Genomic DNA, 25,307 nt, shown 5'->3' on the forward strand with positions numbered 1-25,307 from the left:
ACGTTTCTGCGGGCTGCAGCACAGTTTTGGCGGCGCTAGCAGACAAGACCGCCGCTGTCGAGATATGGCGCCGTGGGCCGTTTGCGTATACTGCGCAGATGTTCTCCCCAACTGCTTTGCGCCCGCGATGCGCCAAATGGCTCATCGCCACCGGACTCTTCCTGATGCTCAGCGCCTGTGTTGATAAACCCAGCACGCTTGAGCGAATCAAGGAGGATGGCGTATTGCGGGTGATTACCCGGAACAGCCCGGCCACGTATTTCCAGGACCGCAACGGTGAAACCGGTTTCGAATACGAACTGGTCAAGCGCTTTGCCGACGACCTGGGCGTGAAGCTGGAAATCGAGACCGCCGACAACCTCGACGACCTGTTCGGCCAACTGGGCAAAGCCAATGGCCCGGTGCTTGCCGCCGCCGGCCTGGTCAGCAGCGAGCAGCGCCAGCAACAGGTGCGTTTCTCCCATCCTTACCTGGAAGTTACCCCGCAGATCATCTACCGCAACGGCCAGTCACGCCCGACCAACGCGGCGGACCTGGTGGGCAAGAAGATCATGGTGCTCAAGGGCAGCACCCACGCCGAACAATTGGCGGCGCTTAAAAAGCAGAATCCTGCGATTGAATACGAAGAATCCGACGCCGTTGAGGTAGTCGACCTGCTGCGCATGGTGGACGAGGGGCAGATCGACCTGACCCTGGTGGACTCCAACGAAGTGGCGATGAACCAGGTGTACTTCCCCAATGTGCGCGTGGCCTTCGACCTGGGCAACGCCAGCAACCAGAGCTGGGCCGTGGCCGCAGGCGAAGACAACAGCCTGCTCAACGAGATCAATAGCTACCTGGACAAGGTGGAAAAAAACGGCACCCTGCAACGCCTCAAAGACCGCTATTACGGGCACGTCGATGTACTCGGTTATGTCGGCGCCTATACGTTCGCCCAGCATTTGCAGCAGCGCCTGCCCAAATACGAGAAGCACTTCCGGGCCTATGCCAAGGAAGAAAAGGTCGACTGGCGCCTGCTGGCGGCCATCGGCTACCAGGAATCACTGTGGCAACCGGCGGTCACCTCCAAGACCGGCGTGCGCGGCCTGATGATGCTGACCCAGAACACCGCCCAGGCCATGGGCGTGTCCAACCGCCTGGATCCCAAGCAAAGCATCATGGGCGGCGCCAAGTACCTGGCCAAGATCAAGGATGAGCTGGACGACAGCATCGCCGAGCCGGACCGCACCTGGTTTGCCCTCGCCGCCTATAACGTCGGCACCGGCCATCTGGACGACGCGCGCACCCTGGCGAAGAAAGAAGGCCTGAACCCGAACAAGTGGCTGGACGTGAAGAAAATGCTGCCGCGCCTGTCGCAGAAGCAGTGGTACAGCAAGACCCGCTACGGCTATGCGCGTGGCGGTGAGCCGGTACACTTTGTGGCGAACATCCGGCGCTACTACGACATTCTGACCTGGGTGACGCAGCCGCAGCTGGAAGGCAACCAAGTGGTCGAAGGCAACCTGCACGTGCCGGGTGTGGACAAGACCAAGCCGCCGGAAGACAACCCGAAGCTCTAGGTACCCGAGTGGGACAGGCCTTTGTGGCAAGCGGGCCTCTCTGGTGAAGGTGCCTTTGTGGTGCCTTTGTGGTGAGGGAGGCTTTTGTGGTGAGCGGGCTTGCCCCGCGCTGGGCTGCGAAGCAGCCCCCATAGGCCCGCCGCGATTTTTCAGGAAAACCGTAGCGCCTGGTTTTGGGGCGGCTTCTCCACCCAGCGCGGGGCAAGCCCGCTCACCACAAAAAGCCTGCTCACCACAAAAAGCCCGCTCACCAGAGAGGCTCGATCACCACAAAGGCCCCCTCACCACACACCAACTGCACCTCATTCAAATGGCTCAACCTTGATCGACGTCGTCTTATAACCCAGTCAGCAGGTGGACCACGCCGTCCGATAACACCATCACTCCCGCTACACCCGTCGCCTTCAACGCCGCCTCATCCAATCGCCCCGCCTCCTGCAACTGCACCCTTACCCGCGTCAGCGCCACATGCTGTTGTGACTTGACGTTAGCCACGCCACCCAATGCACTCAGCACGTCGGCCGACAACAGACTTTGCGTCGGTGCCTCGACCGTCTCGGCAATCAAGTCCGGGGTCAGGGCTTTCCAGAACGCCTGTTTCAATTTATCCAACATGCTCAGTTCTCCAGCACAACGGTAGCTGTTTGATAGTCACGCAAGGCTTCGCGTACCTGGGCGGCCTCTTCCAGGCTCAGCACCTGGCGGGCGATGCTCTGGCAGTCGGCAAGGTCGAGCTCGCGCACGGTGGCCTTGATGGTCGGGATCAACGGCACACTGACCGACAACTCATCCACCCCCAGCCCGATCAACAGCGGAACCGCCAGCGCTTCGGACGCCAACGCGCCGCATACGCCGACCCATTTACCGTGGGCATGAGCGGCCTTTACCGTGGTGGCGATCAAGCGCAATACCGCCGGGTGAAAGCTGTCGGCCTGGCTGGCCAGCCGTGGATGGTCGCGGTCCATGGCCAGGGTGTATTGGGTCAGGTCGTTGGTGCCGATGGAGAAGAAATCCACATGGGGCGCAAACACGTCGGCCATCAACGCCGCCGAGGGCACTTCGATCATGATCCCCAGCTTCGGCAGTTCGCTCAGCCCCAATGCCAGCGCTTCCTCTTCGAGAATCCTGCGAGCCAGGTGCAGTTCCGACAGCAGGCTGACCATCGGCAACATGATATGCAGCCGCGCCAGCCCGGCGCTGGCGAGGATCGCACGCAACTGTTCGCGCAACAGCGCCGGCCGCTCCAGGCACAGGCGAATACCGCGCAAGCCCAGGAACGGGTTGGTTTCGGCCTCCATCGGCACGTAGGCCAGCGGTTTGTCGCCGCCCACGTCAAGGGTGCGCACCACCAGATTGCGCTCAGTACCCAGGGCGCGGGCGATGGCCGTGTAGGTGCTGGCCTGCTCCTCCGGGCTCGGTGCACGGTTGCGGTCGAGGTAGAGGAATTCCGAACGCAGCAGGCCGACGCCTTCACCGCCGAGGGTCAGGGATTGCTCCACCTCCTGCAACGAAGCGACGTTGGCCGTGACCTCAACGTGATGACCGTCGCGGGTGATGGCGGGCAACGCAGCCTGCGCCACATCGCGCTGATGCCGCAGCCCCTGTTGTTGACGAGCCAGGTCCAACCGTTCGATCTCGGCCAGATTCGGCGCCAGGTGCAGCTCGCCTTTATCCGCATCCAGCAGGACCTGCTTGCCGTTCGCCAGCGCCAGCACCTGCTCCGGTACACCGCAGATCGCCGGCAGGCCCAGGGCACGGGCGAGAATTGCCACATGGCTGGTCGCACCGCCGCCGACCGTGACAAACCCCAGCACCTTCCGGCTGTCGAGGCTGGCGGTTTGCGACGGGGTCAGTTGCTCGGCGATCAGAATGGCGCGCTCGGGCAGATCCCAGGCGCGGTCCTCAATGCCCAGGATCAGTTTGAGTACACGCTGGCCAACATCGGCCAGGTCCGCTGCCCGCTCAGCGATCAGCGCATTGCCCAATCCCTGGAACAACTTGACCGTGGCAGCAGTGGCGCCATGCCAGGCAAACGCCGCGCTCTTACCCTCGGCGAGCAAGCCATGGGCGTGTTCCAACAAGGTCGGGTCTTCGAGCAGTTCCTGATGAGCGCGGAAAATCTCCGCCTGGGCACTGCCGACAGCCTTGGCCTGCAAGGTTTGCAGCGCTTCGGTGGCAGCCCGCAGAGCGTGCGCCAACGTGGCACATTCGGCCTCTTCGCCCGCGCCCTTTTCAGGGATATCCAGGTCAGGCTCCGCCACCTGCACCACCTGACCAAACGCCGAACCCGGCGATGCGCACATACCCCGCAGCACAGTCGCCGACACCACAGGTTCAACCACCACAGCCGGTACCGCGACCGTCTCGCCACAGCCTTGCGTCAACAATTCCACCAAGGCCTTGATCGCCACCTCGGCATCGTCCCCTGCCGCGCTCACTTGCAAGGTATCACCCTGCACAGTTTGCAGCGCCATGATTGCCACCAGGGATTTTGCGTTGGCGCTCTGGGTTTGCTTGTGCAGGTAAATGCTCGCGTTAAAGCCCTTCGCCGCCTGGGCAAACACCGCCGCCGGGCGTGCATGCAGGCCATTGGCGTTGGGCAGGCTCAGCGGTTTGGAGAACAGCGCATCGCCCTCCTCCTCGTTTGCCACGTCAAGCGCCTGCGCTGGGGATAACGCCAGCAGCGGCTGGCCGCTTTCGACCACGCCACTGGCCAGCAGGGTGAATGGTTCGCCGCTGACCACCAGCATGAGGGTCAACAAGCTACGGGCATTGAGCGCCACATAGTCGGCATCAAATTCGATCAGCGCCTCGCCGGCCTCGACCCGCTGGCCTTCCTCGACCAATCGGGTGAAGCCCTTGCCCGCCAGGTTCACGGTGTCCAGGCCGATATGCATCAACACCTGCACGCCGTTGTCGTCGGTGATGCTGACCGCATGCCCGGTGTCCTGAATATTGCTGACCACCCCGCCCAATGGTGCGCACAGGGTCTGCGACGTGGGGTCGATGCACAGGCCGTCGCCGATCATGCGGCTGGCGAACACCGGGTCCGGCACTTGATCCAGCGCCAGCAGCACCCCGGACAGGGGCGCCAGCAGTTCCAAGGGTTTCGATGGGATCATGACGTCACCTGCTGTTTTGTTCGGTAAAAATCATTGAGCAGAAGAAGGATTACTTCCACCAGTACTCGACCTGCACACCAAAATTCGACCCATGCCGTGCGGTGCCGTACGACCCGGTGTCGGACAATGCCGACCCCGCCGCCAGTTCATTCGCTGCGCGCTTGGCCGCTTCGTTCCAGGTGGCGTAGGTGTAGTACAAGCGCACTTCCGGCCGTGCCCAGAAATCCGGGCCTTTGGGCGACCACGTCGGGGCGAAGGTGAATTTGCTCAGCTTGCGCGTGCCGCCGCTGGCGTCGACTTGATCGTGGCCCAGTTCGGTGACGAGTTTGAATTGTTCGCTGATGGCATACGCCGGGCGCACGCCGAGGGACATCCAGGTCTGGTCCTGGCCGCCGGGGCGGATATCTTTCTGGTACACCGCCTCGACCTGCCCGCCGAAACGCGGCGTGACCTGCCAATCGAAAAACTCCACCGCGCGATAACTTTTGCTGCTGTTATCCAGGAAGGTATTGCCGGTGTAACCCAGGCCGGTGCCAGGACCTTCGCCGTACTGCAACGCGAACTTGTTCTTGCCCCCCAGGAAAGGCTTTTGCACATGCTGCGCCGTCAACGCCCAACCGCTGTTGGTATCGCGGCCACCGGCCTTCTCGATATAGCTCAAGCCCAGTTCCAGCTCACCGCCAGGATTGGTCTTGAAGCCCGCGACGTTGAAGTCGTGACGGGTGGCGTATTCCTTTTGGTAGAGGTTGTCCTTGCGCGAAATGGCGTAGCTGTACTTGAGGTCGCCGATCAGCACGTCCTCGATACCGCCGCCGGTGGCGCTCTGGTTCCAGTAGTAGAAATCGGAGATATGGATGTCGTTACGTTTGTAGTAACGCCGACCGGCCCACAGCGAACCGCCGTTGAGGGCGGGCACGTTCGACCACTGCGCATACAACTGTGGCATGCGCGCCGAGCCGTTGTTCTCGCCCTGGAATTTCAGCTCGCGGTCGTACTTGTTGTACAGCGAGGCCATCGCATCGACGCTGAACACCGAACCATCATCGAGGGTCAGCAAGTCCTGGCGCAGTTCCAGTTCGGCGTATTGCTCGCATTCGTTCCCCAGACGGTATTTGGATTGCGCCCCTGGCAGTTGGAAACATTGCTGCGGACCACTGCCGGTCGACGTGCCTGCGCCGCTGCGCAAGTAACCGGCAAATTCCAGGGCCTGAGCGCCGAGAGGCAGGCTCAGGCAGGATGCAACGAGGCCCAGCTTTATTGTTGTTTTCATGAAGCACTCCGATATTTTTATTATGTTTTTTGAAGCACCCTGCGCCCCCACGGGAGTTCCGGGTTTAGTCCTTAAGATGCAGCACGAACGATTCGTAGGGACGCAGGACGACCGAGGCCGTTCGCAGCGGGCAATCGGGGTAGTTGCTGATCAGCAGGCGTTGCTCACTTGCCGCGCCGATCACGTCGTCAGGCAGCTGAATGGCGCAGGGCTTGCCATAGAAATTGTTCAGCACCAGCAGCCGCTCGCCCTGGCCCTCGCGCAAGTACGCCCACACCTGGGGATGGTCCTGCAGCAGTTCGCGGTAGACGCCTTCCTGGATCAGCGGTTCGTGACGACGCAAGGCAATCAGCGCGCGGTAGTGATGCAGCACGGAATCGGGATCATCGAGCTGGTGCTCAACGTTGATCTGCGCGGCATTCGCCGGGAGACCGATCCATGGCTCGCCCGTGCTGAAACCGGCATTGGCGCGTGCATTCCACTGCATCGGCGTGCGCCCGTTATCGCGGGACTTCTGCATGATCGCCGCCATGCTCGACGCCTGGGATTCACCGGCATCGCGCTTGAGGCGATAGATGTTGAGGGTCTCCACATCGCGGTACTGCTCGATCTGCTCGAAACCCGGATTGGTCATGCCCAGCTCTTCGCCCTGGTACACAAACGGTGTGCCCTGGAGAAAATGCAGCGCCGTAGCGAGCATCTTGGCCGAGACCACGCGGTGTTCGCCGTCGTCGCCAAAACGCGAAACCACACGCGGCTGGTCGTGGTTACACCAGAACAACGCATTCCAGCCGCCACCGGCCTGCATGCCCAGTTGCCAGTCGGAGAAAATCCGCTTGAGTTGCAGGAAATCGAAGTCGGCCTTTATCCACTTTTGCAGGTTCGGGTAATCCACTTTCAGGTGATGAAAATTGAAGGTCATCGACAGTTCTTTCGACGCAGGATTTGAATAACGAATGCAGTGTTCCAGGCTGGTGGACGACATCTCGCCGACGTTGATCAGGTCATGGCCTTCGAAGACTTCGCGGTGCATCTCTTGCAGGTATTCATGCACGTGGGGGCCGTCGGTGTAGAAGCGGCGGCCGTCGCTGGTGTCTTCGGGAAAATCGGCAGGCTTGGAGATCAGGTTGATCACGTCCAGGCGAAAGCCGCCCACGCCCTTGTCACGCCAGAAGCGCATCAACTTGAACACCTCGGCACGGACCTTGGGGTTGTCCCAGTTGAGGTCGGCCTGGGTATGGTCGAACAGGTGCAGGAAATACTGGCCGGTTTGCGCCTCGTATTCCCAGGCCGAACCGCCGAACTTGGATTCCCAGTTGTTCGGCTGGTCACGCCAGATGTAGAAGTCGCGGTACGGGTTTTCGAGGCTGCTGCGCGCCTGCTGGAACCACTCGTGCTCAATGGAGGTGTGGTTGACCACGATATCGAGCATCAACTTGATACCGCGCCTGGCCGCCTCGTGGATCAGCAGGTCGCAGTCGGCCATGGTCCCGTAGCTGGGGTCGATGGCGTAGTAGTCGCTGATGTCGTAGCCGTTGTCCCGTTGCGGCGAGCGCAGGAACGGGGTGATCCACAGGCAATCCACGCCCAGCCATTGGAGGTAGTCGAGTTTGTCCACGATGCCCAGCAGGTCACCGGTGGCGTTACCCGCGTGGCTGTGGAAGCTTTTGGGGTAGATCTGGTAGATCACCGATTGGTGCATGGGGGGTCCTTCAGTTGGTTGGGTGTTGGTAGTGCATTCCAACCTGTGGGAGGGGGCTCGCCCCCAATAGCAATCGATCAGGCAACCCGATAACCAGGCCGAACAATCTTCATGCTCAACGCACAGGTCAGAACAAACGGCACGACCATCGCGATGACCATCCCGATCACAAACATCGCGATGGATTGCGGCACGATCGAGATAAATCCAGGCAAGCCACCCACGCCGATGGCCGACGCCTGGACCTTGTTCAGCGACAGGAAAATACTGCCCAGCGCCGAGCCCACCAGGGCCGCATAAAACGGAAACTTGAAGCGCAGGTTCACCCCGAACATCGCCGGCTCCGTGATGCCGAAGTACGCGGAAATCGCCGAGGTCGAGGCCATGCTTTTGTCCCGCGCGTTGCGGGTCATATAGAACACCGCAAGCGCAGCGCTGCCCTGGGCCAGGTTGGACATCACGATCATCGGCCAGATAAAGGTGCCGCCCTGGGTCGAGATCAGTTGCAGGTCCACGGCCAGGAACATGTGGTGCATGCCGGTGATCACCAGCGGTGCATACAAAAGCCCGAAAATCGCCCCGCCGAGCATCGGCGCCAGGTCAAACAGGGTGACCACGCCTTCGGTGATCAGGATGCCGAGGTGACGTGTCACCGGGCCGATGATCGCCAGCGCCAGCACGCCGGTGACGACGATGGTGGTGATCGGCACCACCAACAATTGAATGGCATTCGGCACACGGGCGCGCAGCCATTTCTCGATCACGCTCATCACATAGGCGGCCATCAGGATCGGCAGGATCTGCCCCTGGTAGCCGACCTTTTCAATTTTGAACCAGCCGAAAATATCGAAGTACGGCAGGCTTTGACCGTCGAGCCCCGCCACGGCCTTGCCGTAGTTCCAGGCATTGAGCAGGTCCGGGTGCACCAGCATCAGGCCGAGCACGATGCCGAGGATTTCACTGCCGCCAAACCGCTTGGCCGCCGACCAGCCCACCAGCGCCGGCAGGAACACGAACGAGGTGTTGGCCATCAGGTTGATCAGGCTCCACAGGCCATCCAGGTTCGGATAGGCCTCCAGCAGCGTCTTGCCCTCGATGAACATGCCCTTGGCGCCCATCAGGTTGTTGATGCCCATCAACAGGCCGGCAATGATCAGCGCGGGCAGGATCGGCATGAAGACATCGGAGAACACCCGCACCAGACGCTGCATGGGGTTGGTCTTGTCGCCGCCGGCTTTCTTCACGTCGGCAATGGTCGAGGCGGCGAGGCCGGTCTGTTCGCGCAGGGCGGCGTAGACTTTTTCCACCTCACCGGGGCCGATCACTACCTGGAACAGACCACCGGTGAAAAACGAGCCTTTGACCAGATCGACCTGGTTCAACGCGCTGTTATTGACCAGGCTGGGGTCCTTGAGCGCCAGGCGCAGGCGGGTGACGCAGTGGGCGGCTTGCTCAAGGTTGTCGCGCCCGCCGAGGTTCTCAAGAATCTCGCGGGCGATCGTCGAATAGTCGTGGCTCATGCTTGGTTTCCACTTTGATTTTTTTATTTGAGGGCAGTCATTGGCAGCACGCCGACGCCAAACGTACTCGTCTGTACGAGTTAAAGCAACAACTCGTCTGTACGAGTTTGGAAAATATCGTTTTTGGGTTTACCAAGGGTCAATGGACAAACCCCACCGCTGCCACTAAGGTTCCTGCCTTGAACGCACAGTTCACTTACAAACAGTCGGGCACAGAGCCATCCCCATGAGCAAATACAACCAGATCTACACGGATCTGCTTGCCAGCATCACCACCGAACGCCTGCAACGCGGTACGCGCCTTCCTTCCGAAACCGAATTGATGGACAGCTACCAGGCCAGCCGTGGCACCGTGCGTCGCGCCATCGAGCAGTTGCAGGAACGCGGTTTTGCGCAAAAAATCCACGGCAAGGGCACGTTCGTGCTGTCCCCCAACCCGATTGAATTTCAACTGGGCGGCATCGTCAGCTTCCACGAAACCCACGCCGACCTGGGCGATGACGTACACACTGATGTCGTCGAATTCACCCAGTTCCCGCTGGAAGGCCCCCTGCAGCAACACATCGAAGCCGAACCCGGCAGCCTGATCACGCGGATCAAACGGGTACGGCGCATTGGCGGCAAACGGGTGATTCTCGACATCAACCACTTTGTCGCCGACCTGATCCCCGGTCTGGACCAAGCGATTGCCGAGCAGTCGATCTACGCATTTATCGAGCAAACGCTGCAGTTGCAGATCAGCTACGCGCAACGCACCATCGAAGCCCTGCCCCGCAGCAAGGACGACCAGGCACACCTCGACCTCGACGGCCAAAGCCATGTGATCGTGGTGAGCAACCAGACGTTTTTGCAGGATGGGCGGCAGTTCGAGTACACCGAGTCGCGGCATACGTTGGATAAGTTTTACTTTTCGGATATTGCGCGGCGGTGAGGCTCGTTCAGCAGAAATTATTCCTGAACCGCCGCCGACACAGCTTCCACAATTTCGTCCCAGACACCGGGCTCGCGCAGGACCGGCATTTCCTTGGCCAGCACATTGCTGAGTTCTCCCTGATTCTGTTCGATTGAACGCAATACTCGATCAGCTTGCTGATCGGGCATCTCGACAACGTCCTTGAGCGCGGCACGGGCGCGACCATGGCTACGCAGGTAGCGGGATTCCTCACGCATCTGCTCAGTCAACGTACGGCCAATAATCCTGGCCAGAAAAATGAGGTGAGGCTTCAAAGACAGCCTGTTCACGAACGGCCCGCATCAAGGGTTGAGACAGCTCATCCAAAACCTGGTCATAAGCTCGACGCTCGCCCGCGTCATCGGTAATCACTGCGGATATTGGCAGGATCACGGGGGCGGGAATGACGCCATCACGGCGAAGCACTTCATTGATCAGAAAACGATGGACACGTCCGAGGCGGTCACCCTCACCCTCAATGGCAAAAGTGGCTTTGCTTTCACGCAAGGTCATCCATACGGCAGCACGCATCAGCAAGTCCTCACCAAATTCGGCAGTCAATTCACCGAACAGGGCTGGAACATCCAGACTCGCCGCCGCGACTACCGCGCCTGTCTTGGCGATCATGGGGCAGAAGTGTCGGGTGCCACTCATACAGAAAAGCAGCTCGCCTTGCGTACTGGCCTGTTGGCTCAGCGTTAACCCAAGACTGGACGATTTCTGAGCCGGCAAGCTCGAACAGGCGAGACAGGAACTCCAGATGGGGAATTTCGTGGCGCAGATGAAACTGCAAATGTGCGGCGGGTTCCGGTGCTGGTCGCATGGATTCCGAGTAGGTTTCCAAACGAAAACCTTCACTCACCTGGGTAGCGCGACGCCCCACCCCACTTGGCTCATCACTGGCAATTTGCCCAGCGCCAACGCCCCGTAACGCTGGGATAACCAAATTGCGCCGATGGGGTCTGCTGGCAGGTCAAACATAGTGATCTCCTTGAAGTGGGATATGACTTGCTCAAAACCGATTACCAACAGTTTCTTCCGTTAAAAACGATTAGAAATACGCGAGCTTACACAAATTTGATTATGTGCAAATTCAGGTCATTCTCCACCCCATTTCCCTGGCTGGCACACCGCGAACGTTCAAAGAAACGGTCGCTTACTACAACCTTAAGGGTTACGGCGGCTACCACAGCGGCGACATCGTCGACGCTCCCAAAGGGGCTTCGGAGTTCATCGACCTTGACCTTGATGTGCTCGTCAAGAAAGGTATCCGCTATGTCGTCACGTCTATCAACGGTACATACTCCTAGGCCAGATTTGGAGACCCTATTCGATTTACATGCTCGCGCACGGGGAGAACGCGTGGCTTCACCGCAGCATGCGCAGGCGGTGTTTGCGCCTGATCAAGGGGTAACACCGTTCGATACGGATTTGATTCGATCAGGGTTTCTTTGATATCAGCCTTCGGCGCTCATTGAACATGGCAGTTCTTTCTTCCTTCAATGGCGATGCCTCCATTGCCTAGGTCGCATATGACGAGCAGATACTTTCCCCGTTGCCGGACACTGACCGGCTTCTATAAAGCCTCGATAGTGATGGTCAGCGCGCTTCTAATCGCCTGCCAGTCGCCGCGCGAGGCACTGCAACAACTGGCTGACGAACACGGCCGGCAATTGGAGGTCCTGCCGGGGCATGCCTTCCCCCTCCTCATACTTGCGCCACGCATTGCAGAAAGGACGACGCGTCTGCGTGTCTACCTGGAGGGCGATGGCCATGCGTGGGCGACGGCCACTCAACCCAGCCTGGATCCGAGCCCGCACCATCTGTTAGTGCCCCGGCTGGCGGTCAGTGATCCAACACCGAATGCCTACCTGGCACGCCCCTGCCAGTTCCTGATGACCGCAGCCTGCCAACCAGCACTCTGGACCCATCGACGATTTTCCCAGGAAGTGGTCACCCGCCTCAGCCAGGGGCTGGACGAATTGAAACGGCGATACGGCAATTGCGAATTCGAATTGGTGGGGTATTCAGGTGGCGCCGCTCTCGCCTTATTGTTAGCGGCGCAGCGCAGTGATGTTACCCAGGTGCAAACCCTTGCCGGCAATCTCAGTCCTCGCCTGTGGGCGACGATGAAAGGGCTGTCGCCACTCGACGGTTCACTGGATCCGCTGGACTATCGTGATCGACTCGTCTTAATACCCCAGCGTCATCTGATCGGGGAAGAGGACCAGATTATTCCAGCTGGCTTAGCTGCCAGCTACCAACAGGCGCTGGGCTCGCCCCTCTCCCAAAGCGTGCATGTAGCCGGAGCAAGCCATGACAGGGGGTGGGAAGCGGCATGGAGCCGGTGGGTTAAAACGCCGCTGGCGCATGAGCCTCCTGAAATCAACGGCGCGCCGGTCCGTTCAAAAACACCCGGATGCCCTCCCTCCTAGAAAAAATAGGTATTCCACACAACTTTTTTATGGGCTTGCTTACATCTGTAGTGAGGGGGCTTGTCCCGCGCCGTGCGTGAAGCGGCCCCAAACCAAGCGACCTGGATTTATCTGATAATCGGCGGAGTCCCTAAATGAGGGCGGCTTCACCAAGCGCGACCGCAACACCACCCTTAAGTTCCGATTATTGCCGGGTAATCCAATAAGGACTCAAAAAATAGCTGGAGCGTCGCATTTTTTGGTTTCTTTTTCGTCATTGGTCATTTTTATGATGAATTCTCCTACAAGCATCGTGTAAATTTCGGCGCGCTTGAATCAGCATTTCACTGACAAGCTGGCAGGGAAGCCAAAAAAAGACGCTGACGCGTAGGTAGTTCCCTGTCAGCTTTCTACCTTGTAAGGATACTGCCTTGAACATTTCCCACCTGCGCCGCTCGTTGTTGGCCCTGTCCGTCGCAACTGCCACTACCGCCGTACATGCCGCCCCCGCACCCGACTTCAATTACGACCTGAGCACAGGGGCATACAGCAGCTCCGGCGATGTTTTCAATAACGCCACCTTCACCGGGACGTCGCAAAACGCAGGTGTCATGCTGACCAACGTGAACCTGGCGGGCAACCTGGTCAACCAAGGCAAAATCAATGTGACGGCCGCGACCCCCACCGAATTTCCATCCGGTATCGCCATGACCCTCAATTCCAACGTCGCAGGCGACCTGGTAAATAATGGTGACATTACGGTGAGCGGCAATGCCGTCGTCGGGCTGGATGTATATCTGGCGACCATCGCGGGTGAAATAAACAACAACGGCAACATCACTGTGACCGGCGAACAAGCCGAAGGCATGCTGATTACCTCGACCCAAGCGCGCATCAATAACTCGGGCACTATCACCGCGCGCGGCATCGACTCTATGGGTATCGACATCGAGAATGCCCGCTTTACCGGTCAAATCGCAGGCGCTCCCGCCAAGAGCGATATCAACAACAGCGGGACTATCTCCGCCGAAGGCATCGGTATCCGCTTTCGCAGTCTCGACACATCCGGCGGTTCCAACAGCCTCTCCATCATGCAAACAGGCGGCCTGATCGAAGGCGGCACGGCAGCCATTTCAGTGGACAACGGCAATGCCTCATCTTCGTATTTCTACTGGGAAGGTGGTCAGGTCAAAGGTGACGTGCTGGGCTTGAGCGGCGTACTGGTGCGTGGAGACGCGATGTTCGATGGCTCGACCATCCGCGCGGGGTACGTCGATATCGGCGATGGCCGCCTGACGCTGCTCCGCCCGCAGACGACGATTGTGGGCGACCTCGACCTGGACAGCGCCACTGCGCGCCTGCGCCTGTTGCTGGACAACAACACACTGCCCAACGCGCCGATCCTGAAAGTCACCGGCAATACCTACTTCTCTGCAGGCAGCCAAATCGAACTGCAGGCTCGCTCCGACGACTTCCGCACGCCGGCCCAGGGCACCCGCTACACCCTTATCAACTCCGGCACTTGGGAAGACCCGCAGAACCTGTCCGTGGTGTCCTCCTCGGCGCTGCTTGAGGTGAGGAACTTCGGCATTGACGGTCAGGACGTCAAAGCACTGGTTGCCACCCGCAGTGATGAGGTGATCACGCAAGACCTGCTGGGTGCCCGTGGTTCGCGCAACGCGGTGAACGCCATCAAGCCGCTCAAGAACACCGTCATGGCCCAGATGGACGAAAGCGACCCGGTATTCCAGCAATTCGCCAACGCCGCCACCAGCGAAGAGCTGGCCAAACTGGCCGAAAGCTTGGCCCCGGACGTCAGTCGTGGGGCGATCAACGCCGCGACCAACAGCCAGAACCTGGTCGCAGGCGCCATCAACCGCCGGGCCAGTAAAGCGCGTAGCGGTCTGTCATCCGGTGATGTCCTGGCAGAACAAGGCGTATGGCTGCAAGCGCTGTCCAGCGATGCCAACCAAGACAGCCGCCACGGTATCGATGGCTACGACGCCAACACCAATGGCATCGCCGTGGGTGCCGACGGCAAGCTCAACACCGAGACAACCGTGGGCCTGGCCTACAGCTACCTGACCAGCGACGTCAAATCCGACCTGGGCAGCAAGACCGACGTCAGCGGCCATGCACTGACCTTGTACGGCAACTGGGCCCGCGACAATTTCTTTGTCGACACCTCGCTGATGTACGGCTGGAACGACAACGAGTCCAAACGCTACATCGCCGGTACTCGCGCCAAGGCCAACTACGACAGTGAGATCTTCGGCGTCAACGCACTGGCAGGCTACACCTTCCAACTCGACAAGCAGTGGCTGCTGGAACCACAGATCGGTGCGCGCTATGCCAACGTATCGATTGATTCGTACCGTGAAAAAGGCAGCTCGGCGGCCCTCAACGTCGGCAAGCAGCGCTATGAAACCGGCGAAATGGGCCTGGGCGCCCGTCTGGCGGCCGCTTTTGACGTAGGCGCGGGCAGCCTGGAACCCGAAGCCAAGTTGATGGCCTGGCACGATTTCATCGGTGACAAGGCCAGCACTACCTCCACCTTCGTACTCGGCGGTACACCGTTTACCACCACAGGCGCGACACCCGCGCGCGACAGTTACGAGCTGGGACTGGGCGCGAACTACCGCGTGGGCGCGTGGACCGTGGGCGGGATGTACAACTACCTGACCAGCAGTGGTTTCGACGCGGACACCTTTACTGCGAATGTGCGTTACGATTTCTGATACGTCTTCGCCAAAAACAACAAAACCCGCCAAGGCGGGTTTTGTTGTTTGAGGCTGATGGTAAAGCGATCTCTTACCTATAAAACAGGTTGTTGAAGATCATTCCCACTCAATCGTCGCCGGCGGCTTGCTCGACACGTCATAAGTAACGCGCGAGATGCCTTCGATCTCATTGATGATGCGACCGGAAACGGTCTCAAGCAGTTCGTACGGCAGATGCGCCCAGCGCGCCGTCATGAAGTCGATAGTCTCTACGGCACGCAGGGCCACGACCCAGGCGTAACGACGGCCATCGCCTACAACGCCGACGGATTTCACCGGCTGGAACACTACGAAGGCCTGGCTGACTTTGTGGTACCAGTCGGCCTTGCGCAGTTCTTCGATGAAGATGTGGTCGGCGCGACGCAGCAGGTCGGCGTATTCCTTCTTCACTTCACCGAGGATGCGCACGCCCAGGCCCGGGCCTGGGAATGGGTGGCGGTAGACCATGTCGTACGGCAGGCCCAGTTCCAGGCCCAGACGGCGGACTTCGTCCTTGAACAGTTCGCGCAGCGGTTCTACCAACTTGAGGTTCATTTCCTCAGGCAGGCCACCCACGTTGTGGTGGGACTTGATCACGTGTGCCTTGCCGCTCTTGGCGCCGGCCGACTCGATCACGTCGGGGTAGATGGTGCCCTGGGCCAGGTACTTGATGTTGTCCAGGTGTTTGGCCTGGGCATCGAAGACGTCGATGAAGGTACGACCGATGATCTTGCGCTTCTTCTCTGGGTCGGACTCGCCGGCCAGGTTGTTGAGGAACTGGTCCTCGGCGTTGGCGCGGATCACCTTGACGCCCATGTTCTCGGCGAACATGGCCATCACTTGCTCACCTTCGTGCAGGCGCAGCAGGCCGTTGTCGACGAAGACGCAGGTCAGTTGGTCGCCGATGGCTTTGTGCAGCAGCGCGGCAACCACGGAGGAGTCAACGCCGCCGGACAGGCCGAGCAGCACGTTGTCGGTGCCGACCTGGGCACGCACGTTGGCGATGGCGTCTTCAGCGATTTTCGACGGGGTCCACAGGGCTTCACACTCGCAGATGTCGAGGATGAAGCGCGACAGGATGCGGCCGCCTTGCTTGGTGTGGGTCACTTCCGGGTGGAACTGCACGCCGTAGTAGCGACGCTCATCGCTGAACATGCCAGCAATCGGGCAGCTCGGGGTGCTGGCCAGGATGTGGAAGTCTTCCGGCATCTTGGTGACTTTGTCACCGTGGCTCATCCACACGTCGAGGCCGAACAGGCCGTCGGCGTCGACGTGGTCTTCGATGCCGTCCAGCAGGCGGCTCTTGCCGACCACGTCTACACGGGCATAACCGAATTCACGCAGTTCGGAACCTTCAACCTTGCCGCCCAGCTGCTCGGCCATGGTCTGCATGCCGTAGCAGATACCGAAGACGGGCACGCCCAGGTCGAATACGGCTTGCGGGCAGCGCGGGCTGTTGGCTTCATGCACGGACTCGGGGCCACCGGCGAGGATGACGCCTTTCGGTGCGAATTCGCGAATCGCTTCGTCGTCCATGTCGAACGGATGCAGTTCGCAGTACACGCCGATTTCACGCACGCGGCGGGCGATCAGTTGGGTGTACTGGGAACCGAAGTCGAGGATCAGGATGCGGTGGGCGTGAATGTCGAGGGCCATGAGATCAGTCTCGTCTAATGAATCAGAAACAACTCGGGGCTGAATAAGACAGCCCCGGTTACTTAACTATTTGCAGGAAGCATCAACCTACGCGGTAGTTTGGCGCTTCTTTGGTGATCTGTACGTCGTGGACGTGGGACTCGGCCATACCGGCACCGGTGATCCGCACGAACTCAGGCTTGGTGCGCATTTCTTCGATGTCGGCGCTGCCGGTGTAGCCCATCGAGGAACGCAGGCCGCCCATCAGTTGATGGATGATGGCGCTCAGTGTGCCTTTGTACGGCACACGGCCTTCGATACCTTCCGGTACGAGCTTCTCGGCGCCTGCCGAGGAGTCCTGGAAGTAACGGTCGGACGAGCCTTGAGCCTGGGACATGGCGCCCAGCGAACCCATGCCACGGTAAGCCTTGTACGAACGCCCCTGGAACAGTTCGATCTCGCCTGGCGCCTCTTCGGTACCGGCGAACATCGAGCCCATCATCACGCAGGAAGCACCGGCTACGATGGCCTTGGACAGGTCACCGGAGAAACGGATGCCGCCGTCGGCGATCAACGGTACGCCGGTGCCTTCAAGGGCTGCGGCGACGTTGGCGATGGCGCTGATTTGCGGCACGCCCACACCGGCGACGATACGCGTGGTGCAGATCGAGCCAGGGCCGATACCGACCTTGACGGCATCCGCGCCGGCTTCGGCCAGGGCCTTGGCCGCTGCGCCGGTGGCGATGTTGCCGCCGATTACCTGGACTTCAGGGAAGTTCTGCTTGACCCAACGTACGCGGTCGATCACGCCTTTGGAGTGACCGTGGGCGGTGTCGACCACCACCACGTCCACACCGGCAGCAACCAGGGCGGCAACGCGATCGCCGGTGTCTTTACCGGTACCGACCGCAGCACCTACGCGCAGACGACCTTGGTCATCCTTGCTGGCCAGCGGGTAAGCCTTGGCTTTTTCGATGTCGTTGACGGTCATCATGCCTTTGAGGGCGAATTTGTCGTCGACGATCAGCACGCGCTCGATGCGGTGCTTGTGCAGCAGTTCGCGTACGTCGTTCTTGTCGGCGCCTTCCTTGACAGTGACGAGGCGCTCTTTAGGCGTCATCACTTCGCGGACGGTGACTTCAAGACGGTTTTCGAAACGCACGTCACGGGAAGTGACGATGCCGACCAGGTCGCCATCGTGCAGCACGGGAACACCGGAGATGTTGTGCAGACGAGTGAGGTCGAACAGGTCACGCACGGTGGCGTCGGCTTCGATGGTGATTGGATCTTTCACCACACCGGCTTCGTAACGCTTGACCTTGCGCACTTCGGCAGCTTGCTGCTCGATGGTCATGTTCTTGTGGATGATCCCGATACCGCCTTCCTGCGCCATGGCAATGGCCAGGCGGGCTTCGGTAACGGTGTCCATCGCAGCGGAAACCAGGGGAATATTCAGCTCGATGCCACGGGTTAGGCGGGTCTTGAGACTGACTTCGTTAGGAAGCACCTCGGAATAACCGGGCACTAGGAGAATGTCGTCGAATGTCAGAGCTTCTTGGCTGATACGCAGCATCGCGGGGGCTCCCGAGCGGGAAAATGGAAGCGCGCCATTATATACATGCACCCTGTCGGGCTCAATGTAAAACTCTGACAAACTTGGTAATACTGATAGATGGATTAAAGCTCGACCTTGACCCAACTGATCTTCTGGTCCAGCCAATCGGAAAATTCGTCGATAAAGCTTTGCTTGAACCCCGCCTCCGCCCAGTTGTTGAAGATGAATCCCAGGTTGGAAAACCCGCACGCCTGCAGGAACAGAAACCCGTTGATGTCATCTTCATGCCCACACAGCGGGCAGGTGAAGTTGTCGGTATGGCCGGGCATCCAGTCCTCCAGGCTTTCGAACAGCGCCTCGCCGACTTCCTTGCGGCACTCCGGGCAACCGGCTTCTTCGAGAAAGCCCTTGGCCGGCGTATAGATGCAGCGTTTGTAGATGATCTCCAGGCCATTGACCGGCTCGTTGAACGGCAGCGCCTCGGGGTGCAGCACCACGGCGCGGGCGCCGTCGGCCAGGGCGTAGGCCATGCGGTTACCGGTGCGGCCACAGGTAGTGAGTTCTTCCTTGATGATGTTCTTGCGCACCAGCCAGCGCACGATGGCCCGGGCGCGGGGCTCGTGGACGGGCAAGGTGGAGATTTTGGGGACAAGGATGCTTTGGGAATTCATGAAAGGCCTGCGGTGTGGCTGCTGACGCCATCGGGGGCAAGCCCCCTCCCACATTTTGAATTGTGAACACCTTCAAAGGTGGGAGTGGGCTTGCCCGCGATGAGGCCCGGGAGGACGGCAGCTTAATCCCTGAAGAAATCAGGTCAAGTGCTCAAGTACCGCCCAATCAATGCAATGCCGCTGGCCAGCACCAGCCACGTCACCAAGCGCACAAACGCTTCACGGGACATGCGCATCGTCAGCCTGCGCCCACACCACAGCCCCAGGGCCATCGCGGGCAACAGGCAGAGTGCCAACATCAGCAGCGGCAGATCAGCATACACCCCGGCGATCAAAAACAGGCTCAGGCGCACCACCGTACTGCAACTGATCAACGCGCTTTGGGTCGCGCGTGCCGCGTCCTTGGGCAAGCGGCTGTTCAGGTAGATGGCATATAAAAAGCCACCACTGCCGAACAACGCCCCAAACAGCCCGCCCACAGTGCCCATCGGGATCGACCACCCCGCTGCCAGTTGCCTGGGCCGGGCTTTTACCGCCAGGCTGTAAATCGCATAGGCGCTGATAAACAGCCCCATCAACAGCAGCAACAGGTCCGAATGCAAGTTGAGCAAAAACACCACGCCCAGGGTGCAGCCAATCGCCATGCACGGCAGTAATCGCAGCAGCTCCGGCTTGTTCACGTCCCGTCGCGTGTGCAGAAGGCCGCCAAAAGCCGCGACGAAATCCAGCAGCACCAGCAACGGGATGATCTTCGACAGCGGCATAAACACAATCAGTATCGGCCCCGCTACCAACGCCGTACCAAAGCCGGCAATGCCGAACACGATATAGGCCACTACCACGCCCAGGCCGATCACCAGCCACTCCACACCGCTAAACGACCACTGGCTCATCAGCTCAACCGGGCTCATGGCGAATTCCTTGAAAGAGATAGCCATCACTTTAGCCATCAGCGAGGGTTGCGACTAATATCGTCAAAGCCCTCCACCCATCTCGAAAAGGCATAACGTGTGATTTCCACTCGCCAATTGCGCTACTTCGTCGAAATTGCCGACAGCGGCAGCTTCAGCGCCGCCGCCGAACGCCTGTTCGTGGCGCAATCGGCCCTGAGCCGACAGATCAAGGAGCTGGAAAACCAGCTGCAAACGCCGTTGTTCGAACGCACTGCGCGCCAGCCACGCCTGACCGCGGCCGGTGAAGCGTTCTACCCAAGGGCCCGCAACCTGTTGAGCGAGCTGCTCAAGGCCAGTGAAACCGCGACCCAGGTCGGCAACGGCCAACTCGGCACCCTGCGCCTGAGCCATTCGAGCACCGTGCCGATGAGCGGCGTTTTATTGCAAGGCATCAGCACGTGGCTGGAGCGCTGCCCCGGCGTTTCGATGGACATCGTCAAGCTGTCCTCGGAAGCGCAACTGGAGGAGATCGCCGACGGTCGCCTGGACGTCGGCCTGTTACGGCTGCCGGTGCTGCGCCAGCGTGAAGGGGTACGCGTGGAGCCTTTATATAAGGAGCAATTGCTGCTGGCGGTGCCGCCGAATCACCGACTGGCAAGTAGCAACGAGCCCGTCGGCCTGGAGCAGCTCAAGGATGAAGCGTTTATCTCGATCCCCCATCCACAGCGTGGTGGACTGAGTTATCTGTCAGCCGAACTCTGCATGCGCGCCGGATTTTTCCCCAAGGCTGCGCGGGTCATATCACGTAAGACCACTCAGCTACAGTTGATCCAGGCCGGCTTTGGTATTGCCCTGTTACCAAAGTCCATGCAGGACATCGCCCCCGCCAATGTGCACTTTTTAGCCCTGGCTGACCCGGATTGCCTGAGCACCGTGGCCCTGGCCTGCCCGCAGGTGCCGAGCCGGTTGGTGGAGCAGTTCTGTCAAACCTTGCACGAATGCCTATAAACTGCCGCCCATGATTAAAGACCCCTTTGCCCGTCTGGGCCTGGACCGTGAAGTCCTGACTGTCAGCCAACTCAACGGCCGTGCGCGGGTGTTGCTGGAAGACGTGTTCACCAATATCTGGGTCGAAGGCGAGATCTCCAACCTCGCCCGCCCGGCCTCCGGCCATGTGTATTTCACCCTCAAGGACAGCGGCGCCCAGGTGCGTTGCGCCTTGTTTCGCAACAATGCCGCACGGGTGCGCCAGGCGCTGAAGGATGGCCTGGCGGTGAAGGTGCGTGGCAAGGTCTCGCTGTTCGAGGGCCGTGGCGACTACCAGTTGATCCTCGACACGGTGGAGCCTGCCGGCGACGGCGCGCTGCGCCTGGCGTTCGATGCGCTGAAGGAAAAGCTCAGCGCCGAAGGCCTGTTCAGTGCCGAGCGCAAGGTGCCGCTGCCGGCCCATCCTCGGCGCATTGGCATTATCAGCTCGCCCACCGGCGCGGTGATCCGCGACATCATCAGCGTGTTCCGCCGCCGGGCGCCGAACATTGAGCTGACCTTGATCCCCACCGCCGTACAAGGTCGTGAAGCGATCGCGCAGATTGTGCGGGCGCTGAAACTCGCCGACGCCCGTGGCTTTGACGCACTGATCCTGGCGCGTGGCGGCGGCTCTCTGGAAGACCTCTGGTGCTTCAACGAAGAAGCCGTCGCCCGCGCAGTGGATGCGTGCGTCACGCCCATCGTCAGCGCCGTCGGCCATGAAACCGATGTCTCCATCAGCGACTTCGTGGCGGACGTGCGCGCCCCTACGCCGTCTGCCGCCGCTGAGTTGCTCGCCCCGGACGCCAGCCATCTGGTGCGCCAGGTCGAGAACCTGCATCGGCGCCTGGTGATGCTGATGCGCAATCGCCTGACCCATGATCGCCTGCGCCTCGAAGGCATGGCCCGGCGCTTGCGTCATCCGGGCGAACGTCTGCGCCAGCAGGCCCAGCGCCTGGATGACCTGGACATGCGCCTGCGCCGCGCCTTCGAACGCAGCCTCCATACCCGGCGCGAGCGCCTGATCCGCCTGGAAACCCGCCTCGCCGGCCAGCACCCCGGCCGTCAACTGGCCCTATTGCGCCAGCGCCTGGACAGCCTTGCCGAACGCCTGCCCCGCGCCATGCGCGAAGGCCTGAAGGCCCGTCGCCTGCAACTGCAAAGCCAGGTACAGACGTTGCAGGTGGTCAGCCCGCTGGCAACCTTGGCTCGCGGTTACAGCATCTTGCTGGATGAGCGCGGCCAGGCCATTCGCAACGCGGCGCAAACCCACACCGGCCAACGCCTCACCGCGCGTCTCGGTGAAGGCCAGCTGCAAGTGCGGGTGGAAGACAACCACCTGACACCCGTCACCCTTTCGTTATTGGATTGATTGATGCCTCGTCTCTTTAGCTTGTTGATGCTGCTGTGCCTTGCCTTTAATGCCCACGCCGATAGTTATATCAGCCGTACATTAAACAAACCGGTGCCGGGTGGCGTGGCCGTGGTCGACCTGGGCCCTTCGGCCGCTGCACCGAAAGCGACCTATCAAGGCAAGCCGGTGCTGGTGGTCAAGGAACAGGACAACTGGCTGGCGATTGTCGGCATTCCGCTGAGCGTCAAGCCGGGCAACGAGCGCATCAGCAGCGGTAGCCGCAGCCTGCCGTTTATCGTCGGTTACAAGAAATACCCGGAACAGCGCATCACCCTGAAGAACAAAAGCCAGGTCAACCCCGACCCGGCCCAACTCAAGCGCATCGAAGGCGAACTGGCCGTGCAACTCAAGGCCTACCGCAGTTTCAGCCCCAACCTGCCGAGCAACCTGGTGCTGGATAAACCGGTGAACGGGCCGCTGTCGAGCAAGTTCGGCGTGCGTCGCTTCTTCAACGGTGAAGAACGCAACCCGCATTCGGGCCTGGATTTCGCCGTGCCGGCCGGTACGCCGATCAAGACGCCGGCGAACGGCAAGGTGATCCTGGTCGGCAACTACTTCTTCAATGGCAACACCGTGTTCGTCGACCACGGCCAGGGCTTTATCAGCATGTTCTGTCATATGTCGAAGATCGACGTGAAAGTCGGCCAGCAACTGGTGCGCGGGACGGTGGTAGGCAAGGTCGGCGCGACGGGCCGCGCCACCGGGCCACATATGCACTGGAACATCAGCCTCAACGATGCACGGGTGGACCCGGCGATCTTTATCGGCGCGTTCCAGCCCTGAGTGACTCGATTGCGCGCGCGGTAAAGCGCGCGCAACTTAATTCAGTGTTTGCAAAGTTCCCAGGCATAAAATCTCGATTCCTACGCAAATAGCAGAACTTCTCTCAATTTTTTTCGACTGCTTGCCATCTTTCACCCCGGCGGTTAGGGTTGAGCTTATGAAAACCTCTCACACCCTCATTCAGCTCCGCCAGCACCGCAGCCTGTGCCTCGTCAGCGCACGACTGCCAGGCTGAATCGATCTGCCTCGTCTCTACGCCTTATCCCCAAAAACAGTTCCACGGCAGGCCGCCTTTTCTCGGCCCCTACAACAAAGGATTTCCCGATGAGCATGCTCAAAGACCCGTCTTCGAAGTACCGCGCGTTTCCGACCATCGATATCCCGGACCGCACCTGGCCGTCGAAGACCATCACCGAAGCGCCGATCTGGTGCAGCTCCGACCTGCGTGATGGCAACCAGTCGCTGATCGAGCCGATGGACGCGGTGAAAAAACTGCGCTTCTGGAAGACGCTGGTCGCCGTGGGCGTGAAGGAAATCGAAGCGTCATTCCCCGCCGCATCGCAAACCGACTTTGACTTCGTACGTACCCTGATCGAAGACAACCACATCCCCGAGGACACCACCATCCAGGTGCTGACCCAGGGCCGTGAAGACTTGATCGCACGCACCTTCGAATCCCTGCGCGGCGCCAAGAAAGCCATCGTGCACTTGTACAACGCCACCTCGCCGTCCTTCCGCCGCATCGTGTTCAACCAGGACAAGGACGGTATCAAGGCCATCGCGGTCAACGCGGCCAAGCTGTTCGTCAAATACGCGGCCCAGCAGCCGGAAACCCAGTGGACCTTCGAATACTCCCCGGAGACCTTCAGCGCCACTGAGCTGGAATTCGCCAAAGAAGTCTGTGACGCCGTGATCGAGGTGTGGAACCCGACGCCTGAACACAAGATGATCCTCAACCTGCCGGCCACCGTGGAATGCGCCACGCCGAACATCTATGCCGACCAGATCGAGTGGTTCGGTCGCCATATCAACCGCCGTGACAGCGTGATCATCAGCCTGCACACCCACAACGACCGTGGCACCGGCGTGGCCGCGACCGAGCTGGGCCTGATGGCCGGCGCCGACCGTGTCGAAGGCTGCCTGTTCGGCAACGGCGAGCGTACCGGTAACGTCGACCTGGTCACTGTGGCATTGAACATGTACACCCAAGGCCTCGACCCGCAGTTGGACTTCTCCGACATCGACGGCGTGCGCAAGGTCGTCGAAGAATGCAACCAGATCCAGGTGCACCCACGTCACCCGTACGTAGGCGACCTGGTTCACACAGCGTTCTCCGGCTCCCACCAGGACGCGATCCGCAAGGGCTTCACCCAGCAGAAAGACGATGCGCTGTGGGAAGTGCCGTACTTGCCGATCGACCCGGCCGACATTGGCCGCAGCTACGAGGCGGTGATCCGTGTGAACAGCCAGTCGGGCAAAGGCGGCATCGCCTACCTTCTGGAACAGGAATACGACATCAGCCTGCCGCGTCGCATGCAGATCGAGTTCAGCCAGGTGGTACAGGCCGAAACCGACCGCGTGGGCCTGGAGATGACCGCCCCGCAGATCTACGCCTTGCTGCAACGCGAATACTTGCAGGCCAACACTCCGTACGCGCTGGTCAGCCATCGCCTGCAGGAAGAAAACGGTAACAGCTCGGTGGAAGTGGAAGTCTCGGGCAAAGGCCAGGGCGAAACCAACCTGCGCTGGCACGGTAAGGGCTATGGCACCCTGGAAGCCCTTGTCGCCGCCCTGCCGATCAAGGTGGAGATCATGGACTACAACGAACACGCGATCGGCGCGGGTACCAACGCCAAGGCTGCCGCCTACATTGAATTGCGTGTGAATGGCGAGCGTCCGGTGCATGGCGTGGGCATTGATGAAAACATCACCACCGCCAGCTTCAAGGCGGTGTTCAGCGCGCTGAATCGCTCGCTGAGCCAGTTGGAAGCGAAAGCGGCGTAACTGACCGCCGAAACGCAAAAGGCCCCTG

Annotated in this window: 20 protein-coding genes; 9 read left to right on the plus strand and 11 right to left on the minus strand. The window is 60.3% G+C overall.

Going from position 1 to position 25,307, the window contains the following annotated elements:
- The first annotated feature begins 98 nt into the window (after window positions 1–98).
- A complete protein-coding gene (gene mltF / locus NDJ82_RS24010; protein ID WP_099585591.1) occupies window positions 99–1,559 on the plus strand; it encodes a membrane-bound lytic murein transglycosylase MltF in 1,461 nt (486 codons plus the stop codon).
- 336 nt (window positions 1,560–1,895) lie between these two features.
- Here mltF and NDJ82_RS24015 read toward each other — a convergent pair whose 3' ends face one another.
- The 5 genes from NDJ82_RS24015 to treP all read right to left on the minus strand — a co-directional run bounded on the left by NDJ82_RS24015 (window position 1,896) and on the right by treP (window position 9,173).
- On the minus strand, window positions 1,896–2,174 hold the full coding sequence (locus tag NDJ82_RS24015) for a PTS sugar transporter subunit IIB (protein WP_191947302.1): 279 nt from the start codon (window positions 2,172–2,174) through the stop codon (window positions 1,896–1,898).
- A gap of 2 nt (window positions 2,175–2,176) precedes the next feature.
- Window positions 2,177–4,681 (minus strand): phosphoenolpyruvate--protein phosphotransferase, encoded by a 2,505-nt coding sequence (ptsP, locus tag NDJ82_RS24020; protein ID WP_250926429.1) that lies wholly within the window; start codon window positions 4,679–4,681, stop codon window positions 2,177–2,179.
- A 49-nt stretch (window positions 4,682–4,730) separates the two neighbouring features.
- Window positions 4,731–5,951, minus strand: a complete 1,221-nt coding sequence (locus NDJ82_RS24025) for a maltoporin (protein WP_250926430.1) — start codon at window positions 5,949–5,951, stop codon at window positions 4,731–4,733.
- A gap of 64 nt (window positions 5,952–6,015) precedes the next feature.
- Window positions 6,016–7,653 carry an alpha,alpha-phosphotrehalase gene (gene treC / locus NDJ82_RS24030; RefSeq protein WP_250926431.1) on the minus strand — a complete coding sequence of 546 codons (1,638 nt, stop codon included), beginning with the start codon at window positions 7,651–7,653 and terminating at the stop codon, window positions 6,016–6,018.
- A gap of 77 nt (window positions 7,654–7,730) precedes the next feature.
- A complete protein-coding gene (treP, locus tag NDJ82_RS24035; protein ID WP_158877189.1) occupies window positions 7,731–9,173 on the minus strand; it encodes a PTS system trehalose-specific EIIBC component in 1,443 nt (480 codons plus the stop codon).
- Window positions 9,174–9,399: 226 nt separating this feature from the next.
- On the opposite strand from treP, the gene treR reads away from it, so the two are divergent.
- Window positions 9,400–10,104, plus strand: a complete 705-nt coding sequence (gene treR, locus NDJ82_RS24040; protein WP_099585597.1) for a trehalose operon repressor — start codon at window positions 9,400–9,402, stop codon at window positions 10,102–10,104.
- Between the two features lie 17 nt (window positions 10,105–10,121).
- Here the strand turns inward: treR and NDJ82_RS24045 are convergent, their stop codons facing one another.
- Window positions 10,122–10,343, minus strand: coding sequence for a hypothetical protein (locus tag NDJ82_RS24045; protein ID WP_250926432.1), 222 nt, complete (start codon window positions 10,341–10,343; stop codon window positions 10,122–10,124).
- 4 nt (window positions 10,344–10,347) lie between these two features.
- Entirely contained in the window at window positions 10,348–10,752 is a 405-nt protein-coding gene (locus NDJ82_RS24050; RefSeq protein WP_250926433.1) for a hypothetical protein, read from the minus strand.
- A gap of 458 nt (window positions 10,753–11,210) precedes the next feature.
- On the opposite strand from NDJ82_RS24050, the gene NDJ82_RS24055 reads away from it, so the two are divergent.
- From NDJ82_RS24055 to NDJ82_RS24065, 3 genes are all read left to right on the plus strand, one after another.
- Window positions 11,211–11,435: a TerD family protein gene (locus NDJ82_RS24055; protein ID WP_250926434.1), complete on the plus strand. Its 225-nt coding sequence runs from the start codon at window positions 11,211–11,213 to the stop codon at window positions 11,433–11,435.
- Window positions 11,436–11,720: 285 nt separating this feature from the next.
- The gene (locus NDJ82_RS24060) at window positions 11,721–12,560 is read left to right on the plus strand and encodes an alpha/beta hydrolase (RefSeq protein WP_191947396.1); all 840 of its coding nucleotides are present in this window, start codon (window positions 11,721–11,723) and stop codon (window positions 12,558–12,560) included.
- Window positions 12,561–12,970: 410 nt separating this feature from the next.
- Window positions 12,971–15,277, plus strand: coding sequence for an autotransporter family protein (locus tag NDJ82_RS24065; protein ID WP_250926435.1), 2,307 nt, complete (start codon window positions 12,971–12,973; stop codon window positions 15,275–15,277).
- 99 nt (window positions 15,278–15,376) lie between these two features.
- On the opposite strand, the gene guaA is transcribed toward NDJ82_RS24065, so the two are convergent.
- The 4 genes from guaA to NDJ82_RS24085 form a co-directional block, all read right to left on the minus strand.
- Window positions 15,377–16,954 (minus strand): glutamine-hydrolyzing GMP synthase, encoded by a 1,578-nt coding sequence (gene guaA / locus NDJ82_RS24070; RefSeq protein WP_112196667.1) that lies wholly within the window; start codon window positions 16,952–16,954, stop codon window positions 15,377–15,379.
- 82 nt (window positions 16,955–17,036) lie between these two features.
- Entirely contained in the window at window positions 17,037–18,506 is a 1,470-nt protein-coding gene (gene guaB, locus NDJ82_RS24075; protein ID WP_017478674.1) for an IMP dehydrogenase, read from the minus strand.
- 104 nt (window positions 18,507–18,610) lie between these two features.
- Window positions 18,611–19,159 carry a sugar ABC transporter ATPase gene (locus tag NDJ82_RS24080; protein WP_250926436.1) on the minus strand — a complete coding sequence of 183 codons (549 nt, stop codon included), beginning with the start codon at window positions 19,157–19,159 and terminating at the stop codon, window positions 18,611–18,613.
- Window positions 19,160–19,302: 143 nt separating this feature from the next.
- Window positions 19,303–20,070 (minus strand): sulfite exporter TauE/SafE family protein, encoded by a 768-nt coding sequence (locus NDJ82_RS24085; RefSeq protein WP_250926443.1) that lies wholly within the window; start codon window positions 20,068–20,070, stop codon window positions 19,303–19,305.
- 99 nt (window positions 20,071–20,169) lie between these two features.
- Here NDJ82_RS24085 and NDJ82_RS24090 point away from each other — a divergent pair, with 99 nt between their 5' ends.
- The 4 genes from NDJ82_RS24090 to leuA all read left to right on the plus strand — a co-directional run bounded on the left by NDJ82_RS24090 (window position 20,170) and on the right by leuA (window position 25,279).
- The gene (locus NDJ82_RS24090; RefSeq protein WP_250926437.1) at window positions 20,170–21,060 is read left to right on the plus strand and encodes a LysR family transcriptional regulator; all 891 of its coding nucleotides are present in this window, start codon (window positions 20,170–20,172) and stop codon (window positions 21,058–21,060) included.
- 10 nt (window positions 21,061–21,070) lie between these two features.
- Complete coding sequence (gene xseA, locus NDJ82_RS24095; protein ID WP_191947285.1) at window positions 21,071–22,450, plus strand: exodeoxyribonuclease VII large subunit; 1,380 nt, start codon at window positions 21,071–21,073, stop codon at window positions 22,448–22,450.
- A 3-nt stretch (window positions 22,451–22,453) separates the two neighbouring features.
- The gene (locus NDJ82_RS24100; protein WP_112196671.1) at window positions 22,454–23,275 is read left to right on the plus strand and encodes a M23 family metallopeptidase; all 822 of its coding nucleotides are present in this window, start codon (window positions 22,454–22,456) and stop codon (window positions 23,273–23,275) included.
- Between the two features lie 324 nt (window positions 23,276–23,599).
- Complete coding sequence (gene leuA, locus NDJ82_RS24105; protein WP_099585606.1) at window positions 23,600–25,279, plus strand: 2-isopropylmalate synthase; 1,680 nt, start codon at window positions 23,600–23,602, stop codon at window positions 25,277–25,279.
- Window positions 25,280–25,307 lie beyond the last annotated feature (28 nt).

Origin of the sequence: Pseudomonas sp. SR18 (genome assembly GCF_023701505.1) — a bacterium.
Lineage (GTDB): Bacteria > Pseudomonadota > Gammaproteobacteria > Pseudomonadales > Pseudomonadaceae > Aquipseudomonas > Aquipseudomonas cyclaminis.